At 49.0% G+C, this 21779-nt stretch carries 23 protein-coding genes; 22 read left to right on the top strand and 1 reads right to left on the bottom strand.

The genetic code is table 11. The annotated features are described in order from the left end of the window. Nucleotides 1-506 precede the first annotated feature (506 nt). On the bottom strand, nt 507-869 hold the full coding sequence (locus IB214_RS25685; protein ID WP_008815933.1) for a helix-turn-helix transcriptional regulator: 363 nt from the start codon (nt 867-869) through the stop codon (nt 507-509). A gap of 258 nt (nt 870-1127) precedes the next feature. Here IB214_RS25685 and IB214_RS25680 point away from each other — a divergent pair, with 258 nt between their 5' ends. The 22 genes from IB214_RS25680 to IB214_RS25575 all read left to right on the top strand — a co-directional run bounded on the left by IB214_RS25680 (nt 1128) and on the right by IB214_RS25575 (nt 21756). Then, nucleotides 1128-1583 (top strand): transcription termination/antitermination NusG family protein, encoded by a 456-nt coding sequence (locus tag IB214_RS25680; RefSeq protein WP_016361119.1) that lies wholly within the window; start codon nt 1128-1130, stop codon nt 1581-1583. Nucleotides 1584-1661: 78 nt separating this feature from the next. Continuing rightward, nucleotides 1662-1886, top strand: a complete 225-nt coding sequence (locus IB214_RS25675) for a hypothetical protein (RefSeq protein ID WP_008815931.1) — start codon at nt 1662-1664, stop codon at nt 1884-1886. A gap of 20 nt (nt 1887-1906) precedes the next feature. Then, nucleotides 1907-2575 carry a lytic transglycosylase domain-containing protein gene (locus IB214_RS25670; protein WP_032490873.1) on the top strand — a complete coding sequence of 223 codons (669 nt, stop codon included), beginning with the start codon at nt 1907-1909 and terminating at the stop codon, nt 2573-2575. A 9-nt stretch (nt 2576-2584) separates the two neighbouring features. Next, entirely contained in the window at nt 2585-2878 is a 294-nt protein-coding gene (locus IB214_RS25665) for a TrbC/VirB2 family protein (protein WP_032490874.1), read from the top strand. Nucleotides 2879-2887: 9 nt separating this feature from the next. Beyond that, nucleotides 2888-5635, top strand: coding sequence for a VirB3 family type IV secretion system protein (locus IB214_RS25660; RefSeq protein ID WP_032490875.1), 2748 nt, complete (start codon nt 2888-2890; stop codon nt 5633-5635). 11 nt (nt 5636-5646) lie between these two features. Beyond that, entirely contained in the window at nt 5647-6369 is a 723-nt protein-coding gene (locus tag IB214_RS25655) for a type IV secretion system protein (protein WP_050296633.1), read from the top strand. Nucleotides 6370-6383: 14 nt separating this feature from the next. Then, nucleotides 6384-6674, top strand: coding sequence for an EexN family lipoprotein (locus IB214_RS25650; RefSeq protein ID WP_117343857.1), 291 nt, complete (start codon nt 6384-6386; stop codon nt 6672-6674). Continuing rightward, nucleotides 6671-7672 carry a type IV secretion system protein gene (locus IB214_RS25645; RefSeq protein ID WP_040118344.1) on the top strand — a complete coding sequence of 334 codons (1002 nt, stop codon included), beginning with the start codon at nt 6671-6673 and terminating at the stop codon, nt 7670-7672. Before IB214_RS25650 ends, IB214_RS25645 begins: the two co-directional genes overlap by 4 nt. A gap of 199 nt (nt 7673-7871) precedes the next feature. Beyond that, nucleotides 7872-8555 (top strand): type IV secretion system protein, encoded by a 684-nt coding sequence (locus IB214_RS25640; RefSeq protein ID WP_117343856.1) that lies wholly within the window; start codon nt 7872-7874, stop codon nt 8553-8555. Beyond that, nucleotides 8555-9451 carry a P-type conjugative transfer protein VirB9 gene (gene virB9, locus IB214_RS25635; RefSeq protein ID WP_117343855.1) on the top strand — a complete coding sequence of 299 codons (897 nt, stop codon included), beginning with the start codon at nt 8555-8557 and terminating at the stop codon, nt 9449-9451. Before IB214_RS25640 ends, virB9 begins: the two co-directional genes overlap by 1 nt. Then, nucleotides 9448-10728 (top strand): VirB10/TraB/TrbI family type IV secretion system protein, encoded by a 1281-nt coding sequence (gene virB10 / locus IB214_RS25630; protein WP_040118347.1) that lies wholly within the window; start codon nt 9448-9450, stop codon nt 10726-10728. Before virB9 ends, virB10 begins: the two co-directional genes overlap by 4 nt. Before the next feature lie 10 nt (nt 10729-10738). Beyond that, nucleotides 10739-11767, top strand: a complete 1029-nt coding sequence (gene virB11 / locus IB214_RS25625; protein ID WP_117343854.1) for a P-type DNA transfer ATPase VirB11 — start codon at nt 10739-10741, stop codon at nt 11765-11767. Continuing rightward, the gene (locus IB214_RS25620) at nt 11754-12158 is read left to right on the top strand and encodes a cag pathogenicity island Cag12 family protein (RefSeq protein WP_117343853.1); all 405 of its coding nucleotides are present in this window, start codon (nt 11754-11756) and stop codon (nt 12156-12158) included. Before virB11 ends, IB214_RS25620 begins: the two co-directional genes overlap by 14 nt. Before the next feature lie 103 nt (nt 12159-12261). Continuing rightward, entirely contained in the window at nt 12262-12567 is a 306-nt protein-coding gene (locus IB214_RS25615) for a conjugal transfer protein (RefSeq protein ID WP_117343852.1), read from the top strand. A 2-nt stretch (nt 12568-12569) separates the two neighbouring features. Then, the gene (locus IB214_RS25610) at nt 12570-14792 is read left to right on the top strand and encodes a type IA DNA topoisomerase (RefSeq protein ID WP_117343851.1); all 2223 of its coding nucleotides are present in this window, start codon (nt 12570-12572) and stop codon (nt 14790-14792) included. A gap of 61 nt (nt 14793-14853) precedes the next feature. Beyond that, a complete protein-coding gene (locus tag IB214_RS25605) occupies nt 14854-15297 on the top strand; it encodes an H-NS family nucleoid-associated regulatory protein (protein ID WP_117343850.1) in 444 nt (147 codons plus the stop codon). Beyond that, nucleotides 15266-15520, top strand: a complete 255-nt coding sequence (locus IB214_RS25600) for a hypothetical protein (RefSeq protein WP_135953085.1) — start codon at nt 15266-15268, stop codon at nt 15518-15520. Before IB214_RS25605 ends, IB214_RS25600 begins: the two co-directional genes overlap by 32 nt. A 727-nt stretch (nt 15521-16247) precedes the next feature. Further along, nucleotides 16248-18083, top strand: coding sequence for a TraM recognition domain-containing protein (locus IB214_RS25595; RefSeq protein WP_117343848.1), 1836 nt, complete (start codon nt 16248-16250; stop codon nt 18081-18083). Nucleotides 18084-18092: 9 nt separating this feature from the next. After that, a complete protein-coding gene (gene mobC / locus IB214_RS25590) occupies nt 18093-18839 on the top strand; it encodes a MobC family replication-relaxation protein (RefSeq protein WP_070134284.1) in 747 nt (248 codons plus the stop codon). Then, entirely contained in the window at nt 18832-19272 is a 441-nt protein-coding gene (locus IB214_RS25585) for a phospholipase D family protein (protein WP_117343847.1), read from the top strand. The genes mobC and IB214_RS25585 overlap by 8 nt, the downstream gene beginning before the upstream one ends. 60 nt (nt 19273-19332) lie before the next feature. Continuing rightward, nucleotides 19333-20283, top strand: a complete 951-nt coding sequence (locus tag IB214_RS25580) for an IS1595-like element ISKpn3 family transposase (protein WP_043851557.1) — start codon at nt 19333-19335, stop codon at nt 20281-20283. Between the two features lie 243 nt (nt 20284-20526). Then, nucleotides 20527-21756, top strand: coding sequence for a sensor domain-containing diguanylate cyclase (locus IB214_RS25575; protein ID WP_117343846.1), 1230 nt, complete (start codon nt 20527-20529; stop codon nt 21754-21756). The last annotated feature ends 23 nt before the right edge of the window (nt 21757-21779 follow it).

The following is a 21779-nucleotide window of genomic DNA, read 5'->3' as shown; positions in this document are numbered from 1 at the left end:
ACCCGCCAGCACTTATGGCGGTGTGGGGGGGTTGTGTTAGGTTACGCATTTGCTATAATCCTTTTCAGGCGCCGCGCCTGCTTTCGACCCCCTGAATATCCTTCGTTCCGCCAAGTTCGAGTTGGGATTTCAGGGGGTTTTTGCATTCAGGGTGTGGCTTTTGCCCCTATCACCCTTTCCCTAGACGCTATTACCGGGAACGTCCCACCCGTATGAATACTTGTAAACGCAGGTAAATTACCACGTAGTGAAGCAACGATCAATTCCCCCACCAAAAGATCCCGCAAAGAACATATCTAATTTACCTAATCAATTCATAGAGATATTGAGTCTAAACATTATTAATATTGTGAATATCAACAGGTGTTTTCTCTTGTCTATGTAGATTCAGAGTGAACGCATTTCTTTGTTAATTCAGTGAAAATTCCGCTTCCTCGCTTTGAGTGTTCAGTGCTCGCCTATGGCTGCGCTCCGCCTCAATCAAAGGCTGCGGCGAGCTGTGCTGGCTAGTCTTTCAAGCACTCGTTTAGTTGTTTTAATAATTTTCTGGCTTCTTCATTCTGTTTACGTAATTTTTTATTTTCCTCCAAAGTATAGTATTGAAGGTTTTCTTCTGGGTTAACCCTATTACGATGCACCTCAAGCATATTCTTAGCCATATCGTCATCCACTGTATAAAAATAATACTCAGGATAATCCAGCAGTCTTGCGATTTTAACTACCAAGCTAAAAGGGGGTTCCGTCCTTCCGACTTCGTAACTCGACAACCTCGATCTTGAGTTTTTACCATCTATATCAATAAGTTGAGATAATTTTTCTTGCGATATCCCCGCAGCCTCTCGCGCTTCTCGCAATCTTTTCGGCACCATGTTCACCCCCTTTTTGGGAGTCTAATCTTACAAGGCGCATTCGATATCAATGTCCACAATACGAATCATGGTTGATTTTGTATCATAAAGTAATGTAATCTCTAAGACTCTTTAGATTGACACACCAAAACAACTGAATATAATAACATTACTGTATTTATATACAGTTGTTTTATCATGTTTATGAGTACGCTCGTTCTAGTTTCCGCCAAGCTAGCACGGCGGAAAATGGGGGCTTGTGCCCACAAGGATGGGAACATGAACTTATGGTATGTGCTGTACTGCAAGGCTCAGGATGTTGGTAAAATCACTAAAAGAGTCAATGGATTAGGGGTTAGTGTTTTTTGCCCTCGCTATGTAAGAGTCTCTCACCGAACCGACTGCAATTCGGTTCGGATCGAGGAAAAAGTGTTGTTCCCTAATTATTTGTTCCTCTCTTTTGATATCAATAAAATCCACACCTCAACAATTTCGTCTATCCCTGGGGCTGTCGGCTTCATTCGCTTCGGTTCCGATGCCTGCACCGTTCCCCAGAAAGTGATATCAGCGATTGAATGCGCTCGGCTGATTGCGTTGAACAATGACGATCAAGCTATTGAGTGCCGTAATATCTCGTCCACTTTGCTGCTAAAAATTCAGGAAATCTCGCTTATCAAGTCGATAGAACAACGGCAGGTTGCTTTTTCACACCTGCTGCAATCGTCTAACCCTTAAACCCGACCTCATTTTTTATACATACCAGCACTGCGGGCGATACCCTGCGGTGTCTTTTTAATAGGAGTAACCATCCCCATGCCGAAAAAGAAGTTGGGCGAGCCAACGAGTACGTCGGTGATTTATATCGGACAACAGCGTTACCAACTGTTAGCAAAACATGCTCGTGAAATCAGTTATTTATCCAACACCAATATCAAGACAACAACATTCCTTCACTACCTGATTGATGAATTCACCAAAAAAGGCCATGCCTCACTGCTTAACCAGTTGCAGAAGGCTCCCCCCGCTGAAGAGGAATAAACCATCTAATAGGAGGAGAAATGATTTCATCCGCCGTGCTTCTGACTCTGGCCATGCAATGCGCCCCAACCATTCACCCGGATACATCGCATGATGTAGCTAGGGTCGAATCTGGCTTGAATCCCTTTGCTATCGGGGTTGTCGGCCAGAAAAAAGGGCTTTTCCCCAGCAACATAAATGACGCTCTTGATCATATCGACCAGCTCAAGGCGAAAGGTAAAAATTACTCAGTTGGTCTGATGCAAATCAACCAGGCTAATTTTTCCCGTTACGGTGTCACTGCAAAACAACTGTTTAATCCCTGCACCAACCTGACCGTCTTCGAAAAAATCATCACTGACTGCTACCTCCGGGGCGGCACCCTGAAAAGGGCGCTGAGTTGCTATTACTCCGGCAACTTTGATACCGGCCAGAAGCCCGAAGCCGCATTTTCCAAAACCAGCTATGTACAGCGGATGGGTTACAAACCCGCGCAAAAATATGTCGTGCCTTCCAGCAAGGCCGATCAAGAAAAGCAAAACGCCACACCAGGCAATGCAGCACCCACGCCGCAGATACGTTACCCCAAAGGTATTGTACGCGGCGATCTCATCACCTCCGGCGCGCAAGCGTCACCTAACCAGGCTACACCCGTTTCTTTCCCGTCACAGGTTGTGCGGGGGGAGTTTGTAGTCACTACATCTAAATAAGGAAATATCATGAAAATTTTACGCTCTATCAAAAACGCTCCTGCTCACCTTGCTGCTGTCGCGGCCTCTGCTGCTATGTCCTCACCGGCATTCGCGGACGGGTTCGCCAAAGCCGAAACGTTGCTGGAAAAAATCTCGTCTGGCCTCACCGGTCTGGCCATCGTCACCATTACCATCGCTGTTATCTGGGTGGGTTACAAAGTGTTATGGGACGGCAAAAGCCTTCACGACTGTAAAGGGATCATCATTGGCGGCATTCTTATTGCCAGCGGTGCAGAAATCGGCGCTCTGTTGATGAGCTAAGGGGCGGAAATGGTCACGCTGAATAAAGCCCTGACGCGCCCCGCTATGCTGTTTGGCATTCCGATGGTGCCGTTAGTTATCGTCAGTGGGGCAATTATCCTGCTGGCGATATACCTCACTAAACTTTTGTTGCTGTTCCTGCCGGTAAGCTGGTTTGTCATGAACCAGATGGCTCGAAAGGATGCCCACATTTTCGGATTAGCCTTTTTAAAACTGAAAACGCGGGGCAATAAGACGTGCAACACCCACTACGGCGCAACGGCGTTCCTGGCGAACGACTACGACGCCGTAGACATCACGGAGTTCATCAACACTATGCGACTTAACGAACGGGTCACGCTCACCAAGCACATTCCGTATTCGTCGCACATTCATGAAAACGTCATTAAAACCCGAGGTAGCGACCTGATCGCAACGTGGGAAATTGGCGGAACGGCGTTTGAATGTGATACGGAAGAAAATCTCGACATACTGTCTGGTCAGTTTAATAACCTGATTAAGTCCTTTGAAGGGCGACCGGTGACGTTTTACGTTCACAATATCCGTGAAACGTACCACGATCACTTTGACGGGCATTCGGGTAACGATTTTGCCGATACGGTCAGCGAACGGTACTACTCGACGATTGAAAACCATCCTTTCCGCCATAATCGCCTGTTCTTCACCGCCTGTTATATGCCCTTTGTCGGACTGGATAAGGTCGAGCGCAAACGGATGTCCGACGGACAGAAGCAACATGCGTTAGACAGTGCATTAAAAGAGATGTTGGAGATCTGCCAGACGGTCGGCACGTCCCTGTCGCGTTTCACCGCGAACCAACTCGGGGCGTATGAAGAAAATGGCCGCGTGTTTTCGTCGCAACTGTCTTTCTATCGGCGGCTGTTAAGCGGCGTCTGGCAGAAAACAGCCGTTACGCGCACGCCATTTTATGAAACGCTCGGCACAACCGACCTGTTTTTCACCGGCGATGCCGGGCAAAGCAATAACGTAAACGGAAAGACCTTCTTCCGTGGGCTGGAAGTGAAAGACTACGCGCCGGAATCCTTCACCGGGATAATGAACGTGTTGCTGTATGCCCCGTGTGACTATGTGATCACCCAGTCTTTTACCTGTATGGCGAAAGATGAAGCGCAAAAGCACATCAAGCAGACGGCCAAGCGTTTACGCAGCACGGAAGATGATGCCATTTCGCAGCAGGAAGACTTATTTGTTGCCCTGGACATGTTGCAGGCCGGACACATTGCCTTTGGTAAATATCATTTTTCCCTGATGGTATCGGCACCCGGTACAGAACGGCTGATTAAAGATACAAACAGCCTGATCAACGCCTTCACCGATCTGGGTATCACCCCGACGCTCTCCACGTTGTCGCTGCCCGCTGCCTACCTGGCACAAATGCCGGGGGTGTACACGCTAAGGCCGCGACTTGTCCCCATCAGCAGCCAGAATTTTGCAGAACTGGCGTCATTCCATAACTTCTATACGGGGAAACGGGATAAGAACCCCTGGGGTGAAGCGCTTTGCGTTCTCAAAACCCCATCGGGCGGGGCGTATTACATGAACCTGCACAACTCAATGCTCAATAAGGATGATTTCAACGAGAAAAATCTAGGCAATACCAGCGTTATCGGCACCGCCGGTTCGGGCAAAACAATGCTGATGGCATTCATTCAGGTCATGATGCAGAAATATCGGCAACCCCGGAGTTTTTCGCCGCAGGCTAAAACGCAGCGTCTTACTACCGTTTATTTTGATAAGGACAGGGGGGCAGAACTCAACGTAAGGGCGTTGGGTGGCCAGTATTATAAGGTGAAAAGCGGTGAGCCTACCGGCTGGAATCCCTTCCGGCTTCCACCGACCAAACGCAATCTGAACTTCATCAAGAAGCTGATGCGCATACTCTGCACCCGCAACGGACAAACCTTGTTCCCGCGCGACGAGCTGCGTCTTAGTCAGGCAGTGGATGCGGTCATGAAGGAGCTACCGGCTGAACACCGTGGGTTTGGTATTACCCGGCTGTTGGAGAACCTTACCGAGCCGCCAACGAAGGAAGCGCAGGAAAACGGGTTACGCGTCAGGTTGTCACAGTGGGCGCAGGGTGGCGAATACGGCTGGGTTTTCGATAATGACCTGGACACCTTTGATATTGGCGAATGCGACAATTTCGGCATCGATGGCACGGAATTTTTGGACGATGCCGACGTGTGTGCGCCGATTTCGTTTTACCTGCTGTATCGCGTCACCAGCTTGCTCGACGGGCGACGCCTGGTGATCTTCATGGATGAATTCTGGAAATGGCTCAACGACCCGGTCTTTTCTGATTTCGCCTTTAACGTGCTGAAAGTCATCCGCAAACTGAATGGCGTGTTTATTCCTGGCACACAATCACCGGCTGAAATACTGATTAACCCGATATCTCCTGCCGTGGTGGAGCAGTGCGGCACGCAAATCTTTACGGCAAACCCGAAGGCTGACCGCAAAGACTATGTTGACGGCCTGAAAGTCGCCCCGGAAATCTTCGATATCATCAAGAACCTCGATCCGCTGTCACGCCAGTTCGTGATAGTGAAAAGTCCTCTGAAAAAAGGTGACTTACGCAACTTTGCGGCACTCGTCACCCTTGACCTGTCCGGGCTTGGTACTTATACAAAAGTGTTAAGTAGCAGCGCTGACAACCTCGAAATTTTTGACTCTGTGTTTCAGGACGGCATGAAGCCGGACGACTGGCTGGAACGCTACCTGCAACTCGCACTCTGAAAGGAAATAACATGAAACTGAAAACTCTGTCTGCCGCCTGTCTTGCGGGGGCTTTGCTGTGTCCATCACTGACAGCCTATGCCGGTATTCCTGTCATGGTTGATGCTGATCCGTTACGTCAGATTCAATACGCGACCGACGCCCAAAACTGGCTTAAAACGGTGGAACAGTATAAATCCCAGCTTAATGCCTACAAATCGCAACTGGCGACCGCGACCGGCGTACGCAACGTACAGGACTTTTTGAGTCAGGCTAAGGGGCTGTCTAATGACCTTAAAAACCTGCAAAAAAACGGCATTTCACTCAACGACCTGCTGACGAACTCCGGCGGGTCATACAGCAGTGCGCTAAACGGCCTGTACAGCAAGTACAAGATGTTTGACACCTGTGATGCTACGCAGACCCAAAGCTATGCTGATACCTGTAAACAAATCGTCATTAACCGGGCGGTGGCCGTCGAAGATACCACTGCGGTACAGGAGAAGATCAACAGTACAGTGAGTGATATTTCCACCCTTGTAAGTCGTATAGAAATGTCGCAAGACGCTAAAGAGTCACAGGATTTGGCGAACACCATAACGTCAAAAAGTGTACAGTTAAACGCGCTGACCACGCAGTGGGAAATGAGCGTGAAACAGTCGGAACTGCGTGATCAAATGCTGACATCGCAGCGACAAAAAGCCCACCGACAGCAACAACTGAGTGCGCCGGTAGCTGATTTAAACAACTTATGACAAGGATTTTTCATATGACGATTAATACCCGCACTATTTTATCTTCCCTGCTTGTTTTAAGCCTTTTTGCTTTAGGTGGTTGTGAAGAAAAGAAAACTGAGGAGTGGTATATGGCTCATCATGACGAATTACTAAAAGACTATGCCGATTGTTTGAAAACCAAAACATTCAGCAGTGAGCGATGCATTCCTGTAGTGAATGCAAAAAAGAGATCTATCAATGAACCTGACATTGCAGCAGGAATAAAAAAAATCCAAATGGAGTACATGCAAAGTAAAATAACCCCGGAGAATAACAAATCATGAGTAGCGAAGGCATTTTCACAGGAATGGATGCCGCGGTAATGAATGGTTTGAATAGTGTTATACAGGGGCAAATGTCCCTGTATTCAACAATGATGGCAGGGCTAGTTACCGGCTCTGCCACTCTGTACATTCTTTGGCGTGGTTATCAGACACTGGCGGGTAAGCTGCATACCCCGGTAGAGGACGTAGCGTGGGATTTGGCGCGGATGGGGATCATCCTGGCATTTGTCACTAATGCTGATGGTTATCTGGACGCGTCTGTTGCCGCCATTAATGGTTTAAAAGACGGACTAAGCGGAAGTGAAAATGTTTGGGTTTTATTGGATACCCTTTGGGGTAAAGCACAAATATTAGGGGAGAAACTTTTTAACCTCGATGATTCCACTTACGTGCAACTCAATGGCGGCATTGCAGAGCTATTGGTCTGGGGGGGGACAATAGTGACTTTGGTTATTGCCACTATTGTGAATATGGGAGCTGAAATAATGTTGTTGTTAATGACAACGACGGCACCCATATTTATTTTTTGCCTGATATACGGTTTTCTCCGCCCGATGTTCAATAACTGGCTCCAGGTAATTTTTACCGCGATCCTAACGCTCATGTTCTCGGCTTTATCTCTACGGATTGCGATTCAGTATTTAAGTAGTGTACTGGATAAAGCAAGTAGCGGAGCTGATGTAAACAACATCGTGACGCTGGCGGCACAAAGCTGTCTCGCAGGTATCGGTGCCGGGTTCGTGGTCTGGTTATCGGCAAAAATTGCCGGTTCACTGGCAGGGGCTAGCGTACAGGGTGTGGTACAGGGCGCGGCTAAAATGGGGCTAATGGCAGGCGGCGGCGCAGCGAAAAAAGCCGCAAGTACCGTAGGAAAGCCCGTGGGGAATGCTTTAGGCAGTATTGGCGATAAGGCAGCGAATAACCTCAAAGGCTCATCGGCCAGTAATGCCAAAGCATCGGCAAAAGCCGCAGTGGAGAAAATGAAAGCCCAAAATTAGCAGATATCCCGCCACACCTGTTCCCATCGCAAGACTCATTACTTTTTAATCCTTTCAGGAACCTAAACCATGAAACGCTTCATCATATTTATGATGTTGTGCACCCTTGCGGGCTGCGCACAGCAAAGCCATTTCCCGCCGGATGTTTCCGGCGACCTTCAACCCGTTAATTCCGCTTCCGTTATGCAGGAGGTGAATAATGTCTGAATTACAAAAAACGCTGAATACCTCGCAGTCGTTTGAAAAAGTGATGCTGACACGCGATGCGCGGGCTAAAAAACTCGCCTTTGTTATCGCCGCCGTCGCCACGGTATTTGCCTTACTTTCCGTTGTGGCCGTCATTGTCATGCTTCCGCTAAAACACACGGAAGTCGAGCTTTACACCGTAGACAGCCACAGCGGGCGGGCGGAATACGTCACCCGAGTGAAAGAAACAGACATTTCTACCGAGGAGGCAATGGCTAAAGCCTTCGCCGCCAATTACGCCACGCTCCGGGAGGGATACAACTATTTCGCCCTGCAAAGCAATTACGACACGGTGCAGCTCTTTAACAGCGGACAGGTCAACGCGGACTATCTTGCCTGGTTCGCCGGACAGGATGCCCCCGACAAGGTTTATCAGAACGCGGCTAACGTGGTGGAAACTGAGGTCATTTCCAACATCATCAGCCAGGCTACCGCGCCCGATATGCTGGCAACCCTCCGACTGAAAAAAACCATCCGACACGTTGTAGACGGCGCGACGCGCGTCGAATTCTGGAACGTTCGTCTGACATACCACTATGTGCCACACAAGGCGCTGACCGACGCACAGCGTGAGAGTAATCCGCTGGGCTTCATCGTCACCAGTTACCAGCGTGACAAAGAACTGAGGAAAGAATAATGCGTAATCTATTCGTCATTCTCACTTTGATGCTCTGCTCATCGGCGTGGGGAGCCGCAACCCCACAGGGTAGCCGGTACGACAGCCGTATGCAGCAGGTGGCGTACAACGTGCAAAACAGCACGGTGATCAACACCCGCGCCGGTTACGTCACCACGTTAGTTTTTGCCGATGATGAAGCGGTGATCAGTACCGAAGTCGGCTTCATTAAAGGATGGGCGGTAACAAAGGAGGCGAACCGCGTCTATATTCGCCCCGCCCCCATCACGCAGCCGGTGACGGATGCGGACGGCTCAACCGCCCAGCAGGCATTTTTACCCGAGTCGAAAGACTGGAAAACCAACCTGTTTGTCACCACGTCGGCACACTTCTACAGCCTGGAACTTAACGTACTCGATGAAGGCGCACCGGCAAGCAGTCTGGCGTTTGTTGTGACCTGGAATTATCCCGAGGCCAGCCGTAAGGCCAGCATGGAAGCCGTGAAGGCGCGGCAAAAGGAGCTGACGGAGGCGCAGGAAAAAAGCCGCATCGCCAAAGCGTTTAATGCCGCCACTACACCGCGAAACTGGAACTATGCGCAGCGTGTGAAGCAGGGCAGTGAAATGGCTATGCCGGACTTTGCCTATGACGATGGCCGCTTCACTTACCTGGGCTTTTCACCGCTGAAAAAGATCCCGAGTCCCTTCCTGCTCGTCAACGGCAAAGAACAAACGACCATCCCGTCGTTCTCGCAACAGGGAAACTATCGCGTGATGGTCGTTCACTCGCTGGCTCCAAAGCTGGTCTTACGCTACGGCGACGCCGTGGTGGGCATTGTTAATCAGGGATTTGGTCTGGCAACGGTCAGCAACGGCAGCACCGTTTCACCGGCGGTTAAACTGGAGGAAAAACCATGACGGATACGCAAAACCCAACGCCTCTCGATGGGAGCGAAAACCCTTCATCCGAGAGAGAAAAAACGGTGGCCGAGCTGGAAGTTGAAGCACGCGAACGGGCGCAGGCACAGCGTAAAGAGTCTGCGCCGGTGGAGGACGTTAAACCCGACCAACCCGAGGTAAACAGCCTCAAAAAGCGCGGTAAAAATCGTCTTATGACGCTGGGAATACTGCTTTTAGCGGCGCTTATCGTATTAGCCTGGATGGGTGACTGGGCTTATAACCATTTCATGAGCGCCCCAGCCCCCAAGGCTGAACAGGCAAAAACGGCACCGGATGATGTCAGTTACGGACGGAAACGTCAGGGCATGGGAATGGCTGAAAACCCGCTGGGGTTGCAGGACACAGCTTCGACCGATACCACAACAAACCTTCCTCGTGCCGCCGCTCCGCCCGTCTCATTTAACAAGTCTATGGCACTGGCGGCGATGGCCAGCACGCAAAGCAGCGGCCAAACCGCCACAGTTTCGCGCACGGCTGAACGCAGTACCACAGAGCACAGCGTATCTCCCGCGACCGCGCAACCTTATACACCTTGCACGGTGCCGCTGGTCATGGATGCCAGCGGAAAGCTGGCCTGTCCTGTCGGGGCGGAGGCATCACCTGGTGTGGCACCGGCAGTTTCCACCGTAACCGGCGTACAACGTATGCGGCTTGACCCGGATTTGTATATTCCGGTCGATACCTATATTCCCTGTACGCTTCAAACCCGCTTTGTGTCCGACGTTGCCGGGCGTATTTCCTGCCTGATATCTGAGGACGTTTACAGTGAAAGCACCCATGTACGGCTGATACCAGCAGGCACCCGCGCCCGTGGCGTCTACAAGACCGGCACACTCAATCACGGCCAGGCGAGGATGTTCGTGATGTGGACGGAACTCAGAACCCCGGACAGGCTAAAAATCCCGATGGTTGATTCTCAGGTCGTGGGCCAGCTCGGCGAGGCCGGTATTGATGGCTGGATCGACACGCATTTCTGGGAGCGTTTCGGCAACGCAATGATGCTAAGTACCGTGCAGGACGTAGCCGCAGCGGCGGCAAGTTCCGCCCCGTCGAAAGACCGCAATACCGATTACACGGAAAATTCACGCGCTGCCGCCGCTGAAATGGCAAAAACGGCGCTGGATAACAGCATCAATATCCCGCCAACCATCTACAAAAATCAGGGCGATATCATCGGCATCATGACCGGTTCAGACATCGATTTTTCAGGCGTCTACAGCCTGAAACTCAAATAAGGAGGGCATTATGGGCGTCAGTAACATTTCACTCGACCAGCATAAACAACGCATGTTCGGGGATTTTCTTCACCTCGATGGCCTGACCGAAATCGCGGTAAACCGTCCCGGAGAGCTGTTTACCAAAATTCGCGGGGTGTGGCAAAAACACCCCGTTCCGCTCACGCTGGCACAGTGTCAGACGTTTGCCACCGCGCTTGCCAACTATCAGGGCGACCATATTGATGATACGTCGCCGGTGCTGTCCGCCACGCTCGAATCTGGCGAACGTTGCCAGGTGGTGATGCCTCCGGCTTGTGAGCGAGATACGGTGTCGATCACTATCCGCAAGCCTTCCCTGATACAAATTCCCCACCAGTCCTATATCGACGGCGGCTTTTACGACCGGGTCACGGGTAAGGAGAAAACAGCAAGCCATGATGACGAACTTTTACGTTTATACAATGCCGGAGCTATTCCCGCTTTTATGGAGAAGTGTGTCGAATATGGCAAGACCATCATCATCGTGGGCGGTACGGGGTCGGGGAAAACAACCTACCTGAAAACGATGATCGGGTATATCCCCGTCAACCTGCGACTGGTGACTATCGAAGACAACCCGGAGACGCGCTTTTATGGCCATGAAAATTATGTACATCTTTTTTACCCCGCCGATGCGGGGGGAAAAGCCATTGTGACCCCGGCCAGCCTGGTCAGGGCTAACTACCGCATGAACCCTGACCGTATTTTACTGGCCGAGGTGCGTGGAGGTGAAGCCTGGGACTGTTTGAAAATCATCGGCTCGGGGCATGAAGGGCTGATCACTTCTCTGCACGCCGGTAGCCCGGAAGAGGCCATTAACGGGCTGGCGGAACGCTGTTATCAAAACATGGAATGCCAGAACATCCCCTATTCGGTACTGCTGCGTAAGGTATTGAACAGCATTGATGTCATCGCCAGCATTGACGTGAGCGGCGATATTCGCCGCATGGGTGATATTTACTTTAAGCCGGTGCATCGCGCCGGTGTGATGGAGAATTTCAGGAATGAAACATTTTAAACCCCTGGTTGTACTCAGTGCATTGCTGGTACTCGCGGGCTGTTCATCCCCGCCCGAACCGGCAGCCGTCGAGTGGGATAAGCCTCTTTCGCCGACCAACGGCACATTGCCTTTATGGCAGGAAAACACGGTTGTTACACCGTCGCCGGTCGTGTCCGGGCAGTGGTCGAGAGTGATCACCGATTTTCAGGATGAAGGGCAGATTTGGACGCCTGATGTCTGGTATGCCGTTGCTCATTCCCCACACGTTGCCGTCTCTGCGCCGGATGCGACCGCGTTCTTTGCTGCTAAAGCCTGGTTGAGACAACACGGTACACAAGGGCTTATCTCTTATCTTCCAAAAACTCACTGCCTGACCTGCAACACCACCGACATTTATTTTTCCCGATAACGGCGGTGAGACAGATTTTCAATCTGTTTTTCCGGCGTTGAACAACCAGAGGGCGTTAGCCGTCTTTTGTTTGTCTCAAAACCACCTCAAGGAATAAAACGTTATGAAAAAAACCGCAATCGCGGCGGCACTGCTGTGCCTGACCGCTGGCTTTTCTGCGCCTTCATTTGCTGCTGACCCGTGCGAGGTCGTCCTGTGTATGTTCGGCAAAGTAACCGGTAATAGCGGCGGCAGTGAATGCAGCAGTGCCGAAAAATCCTTTTTCAGTATTAACGCGTTTAAAAAGAAAGGCCGATTTGACCCATCGAAAACATCAAACATGCGTAAAGCGCTTTTGGGGGAATGCAAAGCCGCAGACCCGGCAGCTATAGCCAAGATCATCAGCCAATTCGGGCGGATCAGGGGGTAATCATGAGACTTTTTATCGCAGAAAAGAAAGGATTGGGTGAAGTGATCGCCCTTGCCCTGGGCAACGGTGTAAACCGTGGCGGTTATATCGAATGTGGCACCGACGTGGTGACGTGGGGATCAGGCCACCTGCTCGAGCTGGTCAAGCCTGAAAGTCATAATCCCGCTTATGAAAAATGGAACGAGGCTGATTTACCGCTGAAACTACGCCCGCACCGCTACCAGCCGATTGAGCGCACCGCAGGTCAGTTTAAAACGGTGGCGGCGTTGATTGAAAAGGCGAGTGAGATTGTTCACGCTGGCGATCCCGACGCCGAAGGCCAGCTTTTAATTGATGAAATTTTGACGTACACCGGCACGAAAAAACCGGTGAAGCGCGTCCTCATCAATGACCTGAACACGGAGAAAGCGCGACAGGCGCTGACGCAATTACGCGACAACAACGAGTTTTACGGATTATCCCAAAGCGCATTAGCGAGAAGCGTTGGCGATCAACTCTTTGGCTTCAATATGACCCGTGGTTACACCCTCGCCGCCCGTAAAAAAGGCGGCAAAGATGTGTTATCGGTTGGTCGGGTACAAACGCCTATACTGGGTCTGATCGTTCACCGTTATGAAGCCTTCAAAAACCATGCGGCAGCGTTTTATTACGCTGTCAGCGCCGGTTTTATGATTAACGGCGTGGACCTGACCCGTTGCGACGGAGGAGAGATACCGGCGAGATTTTCCGTACCAGACGAGGCCCCTACGGACGATAAAAAACGCATTATCGATAAGCACTACGCTGATAATATTGCCAGTACTACACAGCACCAACCCGCCACGGTGACACAGGCACAGACCGAACCGAAAACATCACCGGCACCGCTGCCCTTCTCGCTGTTAGATTTGCAGGTTCACATGAGCCGTGAGCACGGTCTGCCCGCTGAAAAAACGCTGGCCGTGACGCAATCGCTGCGCGATAACTTTAAGGCGATCACCTATAACCGCTCAGATTGTCGATACCTGAATAACGAACAGTTTAATGATGCGCCTCAGACTATCGCGGCGGTGAGTGCAGCATTAAGCGGCACATTTCCCGCGCAAGTTCTGGCCGACCTCGACAGCAACAGAAAAAGCCGTGCCTTTAATGAAGGTAAAGTCGGAGCGCATACCGCGATTATCCCGACCGGCACCGCGCCCGACACAGCAAAAATGAGCCAGGACGAACGCGCGGTATACACCGCGATTGCCACGCAGTACCTGGCTCAATTCTTACCGGAAAAAACGTATCTGGCGGCCAGCGTCATTTTTTGCGCAGCGGGCAACACCTTCACGGCCAGTGCCAGGAAAACAACCGGGATGGGCTGGACGGCGCTTTTACAAGAGAGCGACAGCGACGCTGAAAGCGGCGACGGCGAGAGTGAGCCAGGGAAAGATAATGGCGATGGCTTATTTTCCGTATTAACGGCGCTAAGCGTGAACGATGCCGGAACCTGTAAAACCGTCACCGTCAAAGCGGAGAAAACCAAACCACTGCCACTTTATACAGAAGCCACGCTGTTACGTGATTTACAGCGCGTGGCAAAATATGTGAAAGACCCGCGTATTAAAGCTTTATTAGTCAGCCGGGACAAAGACACTGAGGGGGAAAATGGCGGGATCGGCACACCGGCAACCCGCGCCGAAATGTTAAAAACCTTACTGAACCGCAACTTTTATACCGTGGAAAAAAAGAAGCTTATCCCCACGGAATTAGGCATCAGCTTTATTCATGCCCTGCCCTCCATCGCTACCGAACCCGATATGACCGCACTCTGGCACGAGCAGCAACAGCAGATCGAAAAGGGGAAAATGACCTGCGATGCGTTTTTAGACGAGCTGGAAATATTTATTGCAGAGCAGCTTCAACACGTCGATGTCAGCGCAGTCAACGTGACGGCCAGCGATAAAGAAAAAAGTGAAAAGAGCCAGTTTGAGCGATTAAACGCGCCCTGCCCATCCTGCGGCAGCAGCATCATTGTGACCCCTAAAATATTCCGCTGTACTCAGTGCGACTTTAAAATCTGGCCAACAATGGCGGGTAAAAACCTGACCAAAAATCAGGTTGAAACGATCATCAGCAAGGGCAAAAGCGCAGAGATAAAAGGCTTTACCAGCAAAGCGGGTAAACCGTTCTCGGCGTTCGTGGTGCTAAAAGACAAAGCCACCGGACAAACGGCGTTTGAGTTTCCCCCACGTAAATAAGCCTTTCACCTATATGGCAGCGTAATGCCGCCACACTCCATTAACTTAGGTAACTTTCATTATGTCAGACATTAAATATCAGGATGTTTACACCTATCTATCCTCTGGCCGCAACATGAAGCAGTTTATTAAACGTTGTGACTACGGACTATTAATCGACCTGCAAAACAAGCTGGATATACATATCAGTGAGTGGGCAGCGCAGCAGGAAAAAGAACAAGAAGCTATTCAATTACGCAACGAAAAGCGCAGCGAATTGTTAGCACTGATTGTCAGCGAGGGTTTTTCACCCGAGGAATTAATAACCGTAGCGGCGATAAAAACAAGATCACGCCGCCGGATGAAATATCAGTACAGAGACGGTGACGCCATTAAAAAATGGTCTGGTGTTGGCCGGGTGCCACGATCAATTCAGGAACGGTTAAACTCAGGTGCAACGTTGGATGATTTTTTAATTGCAGAGGAAATCAAAAATGAAAACCAGGATAAAACACCCCACAATTAAAGATGCTGTATATATAGCAGAGTCTGTTATTTCAAGAATGGAATATAGCGCAGGGCGACGCTGTGGTTTACACGATACTTTATACGACCAGTTTCTTTCCGAGGAAATACATAAATTCGCTGATAGCCTGAATAATGATGAACGGGATAAGTTTATAGAAATCGCCTCCACACTACATCCACACATAAAAGAATACGACTCATATAAACAAATACTATATTAAACAAAATCCGCAAAGAGGAAATGTGACGTTATTTGTTTTAATCGTTCAATTTTGAAAAATTGCTAACGATGGTTTTAACTTATCGTTCAATTCAGAATGAATTGTTAACGGGAAGTGGATTGAGGCAGCTAAATTCAATTTTGAAAAAATTGTTAATTTGGCGTCGCCGAAACCACTAACGAGCGTTCACCCCCAGTGAACCGAGTTAGTTGGGGGGAGCCGAATAAATTTTGCCGCCCCAGCGAGCAAAAAGCTATCGCCCACGATAGCGCTTTATTTGGGGGGCATCGCCCCGCAAACCGTCCAAGCTTAGGAGCATTATTCGAGGAACGAGAATAATACGACTTTGCGCGTGACCACCCCCGTTACGAGTAGTGATTTCCGATATTTTGAGACGAAGGCGAAAAAATAGAGGTCAAAATCACTTCGTAAGGGGGGTGGTCACGCGTAGCGTGGACGGTTTGCCGCACTTGACCTTTGGGGGTTTTGGCGTGGCGTCCAGCCGCGACATTACCCCCTTGTCTCATGAAATAAGGGCGTCCAGCCCGCATGTAATGGGACATGCCTTTGTTGAGGGGACTCTAGCCCCCTCAGCATGCCCGCCTGCGGGCACAGTTTTAACGCTCTCAGATCCCCATGCAACTCGGTGAATCCACTCGGTGACAGCGTGTCACCGAGTGGATTCACCGAGATAGCTCACCGAAAGAAACCATTCAAAGGTTAATACATGCTTAATAAAATCACAGAGAAGATAATGCCCATAGTCGATAACGCCACGGCGTTCTTCGGCTATATGCAACAGCATCAGCTATTGTTAGCTTTGTTATCAGGACTGACACTACCCTTTATTGTCCCGCTAAAGCGGGATGAACACGAAAAAGCACCAATATGGCAGCGTGTTATTATCTGCTTTTCATTCTTATGCTTTATTTTTGGCACAATATCACCAGCTACCTCTTACGTACTTCGCTTTCTATACCCGTCAAGACTGGAAGTAAGTACGCCAGTAATTTTGTGGGCGATATTGATTTCATTTACTGTGGTCGGCGTGATATTTCATTACGTTGCACGCCGCATTCTCTCACCAGAGATTGATAAACTCAAAAGGAAAATGGTTAAAAAAACCAGCCTGGAGCGAAATACGCGCACTGACGTTCGGGAAATAAAAGCATTACTTCCCACAACTGAAAAATATGACCCCGAGCAATTTATTGATTTAAAAAAAGGCGTTTTTATTGGCCTCAATGAAAACAGAGACCCGCAATACATTCCGCTCAGTGACTGGCAAAAACAACATGCGGATGTCATTGGTACGACGGGTGCAGGTAAAGGCGTAGCAACAGGGTTACTTATTTACCAAAGTATTTTGGCCGGTGAGGGCGTTTTTGAAATGGATCCAAAAAATGACGAATGGGCACCTCACTTAATAAGGAAAGCATGTGAAGATGCAGGAAAGCCTTTCTACCTTATTGATTTAAATAATCCGAAATATCAGCTAAACCTTATCGACGGAATTACTGCTGAACACCTGGAAGAACTTTTTATAGCTGGATTTAGCCTGGCAGAAAAAGGCGAAGCCGCCGACTTCTATCGTATCGACGACCGCAGAGCTGCACGCGCTACTGCACAATTAATCAACGAAAACCCAACTGCTACGATCCGCGATTTATTCAACAGCGATTTCGTGCAGAGCATTGCCGAAACGATTAAAGGATTCTTCGGTAAAATAGAGGAGCTGGCTTTATTAAACTCCATTAATGCCCCAGATGGGTTAGCATTAAAAAAGATTTTTGACGACGGCGGTTGCTGTTACATCATCGGTTCAATGCGCAACAGTAAAGTGATAGCAACTCAACGCATGATTTTAGTTCGGTTAATGCAGCTTGCTGAGTTACGCGACCGAATCAATACCACGCCACGCCCGATTGCTATTCACCTGGCCGAACTAAAATACCATTTATCACGGCCTGCACTTGAGGGTTTAGGCGCTGCCCGAGATAAAGGCGTGCATATCATTATGGATCACCAGTCCGTTGCCGATTTACGCGACTGCCCCGCCGATTTAAACGGCGACGCCGTGGTGGGTGCCGTAGTGGAAAACGCAAAATTTAAACTGGTGTATAAACTGCAAGACCCTGACACCGCGTTATGGGTGGCGAAAATGTCCGGTACGATTTTAGTTGACGATGAGAGTCGCAAAGCAAAAACCAATCGGGTACTGACCGAAGTTATAGACGACGAGCGCACGATCCGGCAGGCGGAACGTTTTTATATCGACAGCAACATGCTGTTAAACCTGCCTCCGTTCGTTAGCTATATTTTCACGGCCACAGAATTACCCCGAGCCTCCCTTATCTCACCCTTGAAAGTGAAAAAACAGCCGTTACAGGTTTATGACGTCACGCCGATCACACCCATCTCGATTAAAAAGCCGCTCGACTTTACTGACGCACCCGCAGCGCAAACAACACCCGTTTTAGTGGAGGCAGAGAAAAATAAACCTGCCGAAATAGTTCCTCTTGAACCGGTTGCTGAAACGTCCTCTTTTGATTTCGATGAATAAGGGAATGCCATGTTGATAAGTAGTGATAAAGAACGCAAAGGCCGTAACAGTGAGAAAATGGCACAGCTTCTTAATTTTTTGAAAGAGGAAACCTACAGCGATTTTGACACGCTAAAACAACTTTTTAGGTATAAGGCACATCAACCGCTTTACCTTCTGCTCGATAAACTGGAAGGGATGGGACTTATTCAAAAATATGTTTTCGTCTCTCGCCTTGGCAGTCTCACGCTGTGGGGAATAACCCAGGATGGGATCGCCGTCGTACTCAGCCCCGAAGACAAGATTTTCCCCGCCCGATTTGAACCGGCAAAGTTAAAAGGCTGGAGCCTCGATCACCATCTGGATAACCAACTGGTACACCTGACGCTGGCACAAAAAGGCGCGACGGACTGGATTAACGGCGACCGTAACACCTTTTTAAATCAGTTTAAGGTGAAGCACCGGCCTGACGGATTAATCACGCTGCCAAATGGTAAACGGATCGCCATTGAAACGGAACGTAGCTTAAAAACGAAAGCACGCTATCAGCAAATTATCGCCAGTCACCTGAGAGCGCGAACGGAAAACCTCTGGTTTTTCGTGTTCTACATTGTGCCGGATGAGCAAAAGAAACGGGCATTAATGCTGCTGTTCGACACGATAAAGCAGGTTATCGAAAACAGCCAACATGTCACGCTGGAAGCGAAGCACCGTAACGTATTCCGCTTTTATACAATGGATGAACTCAAAGCCCTGGAGTTAACAACTTATGCTTAAAATTACTCTGCCTGCCCTTCTCCTGGTTGTTTTCCCGGCCTTTGCCGCCCCAACCGTCAGCGTCGGTTTTTCTCCGTCACATACCGCACTGCAAAATGTTCTGTCGGTGGTCAATGACGCCTCAACGTCACTTGATGTTGAGGCGTATAGCTTCACCAGTAAGCCCATCGCGACGGCCATTATTGCCGCGAAAAAAAGAGGGGTTAATGTCCGGGTTGTCGCCGATAAGAAAGCGAACGGTGACCGTTATTCAGCGGTCACTTACCTGACAAATAATCATGTTCCGGTACGTCTTAACAGTCGTTACGCCATCATGCACAACAAAGTGATGATCGCAGATGGCAGCACAGTACAAACAGGGTCATTTAATTACACGGCCAGCGCAGACAGCCGCAACGCAGAAAACAGCATAGTGTTACCTGATTACCCATGATTAGCAGTCAGTTACCACGAACTATACTGATCTTACGTACAGTTATCGAGGTGCGAGATCATGGCCAAAAGCAAAATCCAATTCCAGAAAGGCTACAGCCTGTTTGAGTTTCTCAAGGACTATGGCACTGAGGCTCAGTGCGAAAACGCGCTGTTCACTTGGCGTTTTCCTAACGGCTTTGTCTGCCCTGAATGTGCCAACAAGACCTGTTGTCGCCTGAGAAGGCGGCCACGTGTGTGGCAATGCAATCACTGCCGTCACCAGATGTCATTGACTGGAAACACGATTTTCGCAAACACCAAGCTCCCACTGACCAAGTGGTTTCTGGCAATGCACCTGTTGTCACAAACCAAAACAGGCTTGTCAGCGATGGAGCTAAAGCGCCAGTTGGGCGTCAAATATGACACCGCCTGGATGCTCAAGCACAAGCTGCTGCAAGCCATGAAAGAGTCCGATGACAAGCAGCCCATCAGCGGCATCATTCAGCTCGATGATGTCTACTGGGGTGGCGAGCGCCGTGGTGGCAAACGGGGTCGGGGCGCGGCAGGCAAGACGCCGTTTGTGGCAGCAGTGGCCCTGAACAAGGAAGGACATCCAATCAAGATGCGGATGACGGTGGTCGATGGTTTCAAAACCAAGTCCGTTGCTGATTGGGCAAAACGGCATATTGCCAGTGGTAGCGCGGTGATATCCGATGGATTGGCCTGTTTCAAAGCGGTCAAGGAGGCCAATTGTGAGCACCTGGGAGTTGTCACCGGGGGCAACCTGGACTGGCTGGATCATCCGGCATTCAACTGGGTAAACACGATGATAGGAAATGTGAAAAACTCGCTGCGGGGCAGTTGCCATACGCTCGGAGCGAAGCATTTACCAAGGCATCTTGCGGAATACTGCTTCCGGTTTAATCATCGTTTTGACCTCAATAGCATGTTGGTAGAATTGGGGCATGCAGTCGTGGCAAGCCCTCCGATGCCATATCGGCTCTTGAAGCTGGCTGAGGGTCATGGGTAATCAGGTAGCTAATTGATTAAATTCACGATCTTTTTCTGGGATCATGAAGGGGCAAAAATCGCTTTACGGGTCTGATGGCGCTTGCTGCTGAATTTACTGTCGGCGAAGATGATTTGATGACCCATTATGTCACGCTGCGATAGAGATCTAGATGGAGATCACGATCTCAAGGTATTATTCGCATCATCGATTAAACAGACGTTATGCTACAAAAAGTCAACGCAGTACCGATAAGGACAAGATATGAACGATGTAACACTATCAGTTCAACGGTTAGCTTCATACAGAAAAGCCATAAAAAAAATTAAACAAGGCAAATGTTCCTTATCTTTCCCGAAGGATACCAACATAGAATCCATTCTCGATTTTGAATCTGATCTTGTTCAGTTGGCTGCCTGGCTTGATGCCCGACTTGATGGGTTTAATAAAATTCAAGAAATATCCACTGAAATCAGTAAAGGCAGTGTTCTTGATGAGGTTTTAAATCGCATATATGACACATTTCATGAAATAATACCTTACGATAGGATCGGCTGCGCATTAATATCTGATGATTATGAGCGGGTTTTCGCTCATTGGACAAAAAGCAATTACCCAGAAAAAGTAATGATCAAAAATGGATATACTGCTTTTTTAAGTGGTAGTAGTTTAGAGGGGATACTAACCTCGCAACAACCCCGCATTCTTAACGACCTGCAACTATATTTAGCTGAAAACCCTAACTCATTATCAACTAAATTAATAGTTGCTGAAGGCATTCAATCAAGTTTAACCTGCCCGCTCATTGCAGATGGTAAGCCTATCGGTTTCATTTTCTTCTCTAGCAAAGAAAAAAACACATACATTGATGCCCACCAAAAAATATTTATTAACCTTGCAAGGCAAATATCATTTTTAGTCGAAAAAAGCCGTCTTTATCAACGCATCTATGACATAAACAATCAGTTGGTAAATGCATTGGCGCAACTCAAAGAGCAGTCTTCTCGGGATGCACTTACTGGTGTTTTTCATCGGGGCGCTATAATGGAATTCCTAAAAAACACCATCGAAAAAGACACAAGAAAAAAACAGCCTACTACTGTAATACTTGCTGATATAGATCATTTCAAACATGTCAACGACACATATGGTCATGTTGCTGGTGATACAGCGCTGAAGGAGGTCAGTAAAAGTTTAACTAACCACTTAAGGAGTCATGATTGTGTTGGGCGTTATGGTGGTGAGGAGTTTTTAATTATACTGGGTGAAACCAATGCCACAGATGCTCTGTTAATTATAGAGCGTATCCGTCAAGCAATTTCTGATCTAAAGTTTGAAAGGAATGAAGGCAATTTTTCTGTCACCATGAGCTTTGGTATTGCCTGTTCAGATAATACCTCACATATAAAGACTGAAGAAACATTACTACTAGAAGCGGATAGTGCTTTATATCATGCAAAAAACGAAGGTAGAAATCGTGTATGTATCGCATAAAAAGATTTAATTTGGCTTGAATA

It is taken from the genome of Citrobacter sp. C1, assembly GCF_014596895.2.
Taxonomy (GTDB): Bacteria; Pseudomonadota; Gammaproteobacteria; order Enterobacterales; family Enterobacteriaceae; genus Citrobacter; species Citrobacter gillenii.
The sequence above is the reverse complement of the archived record's forward strand: the minus strand, read 5'-3'. Positions and strand labels throughout refer to the sequence as shown.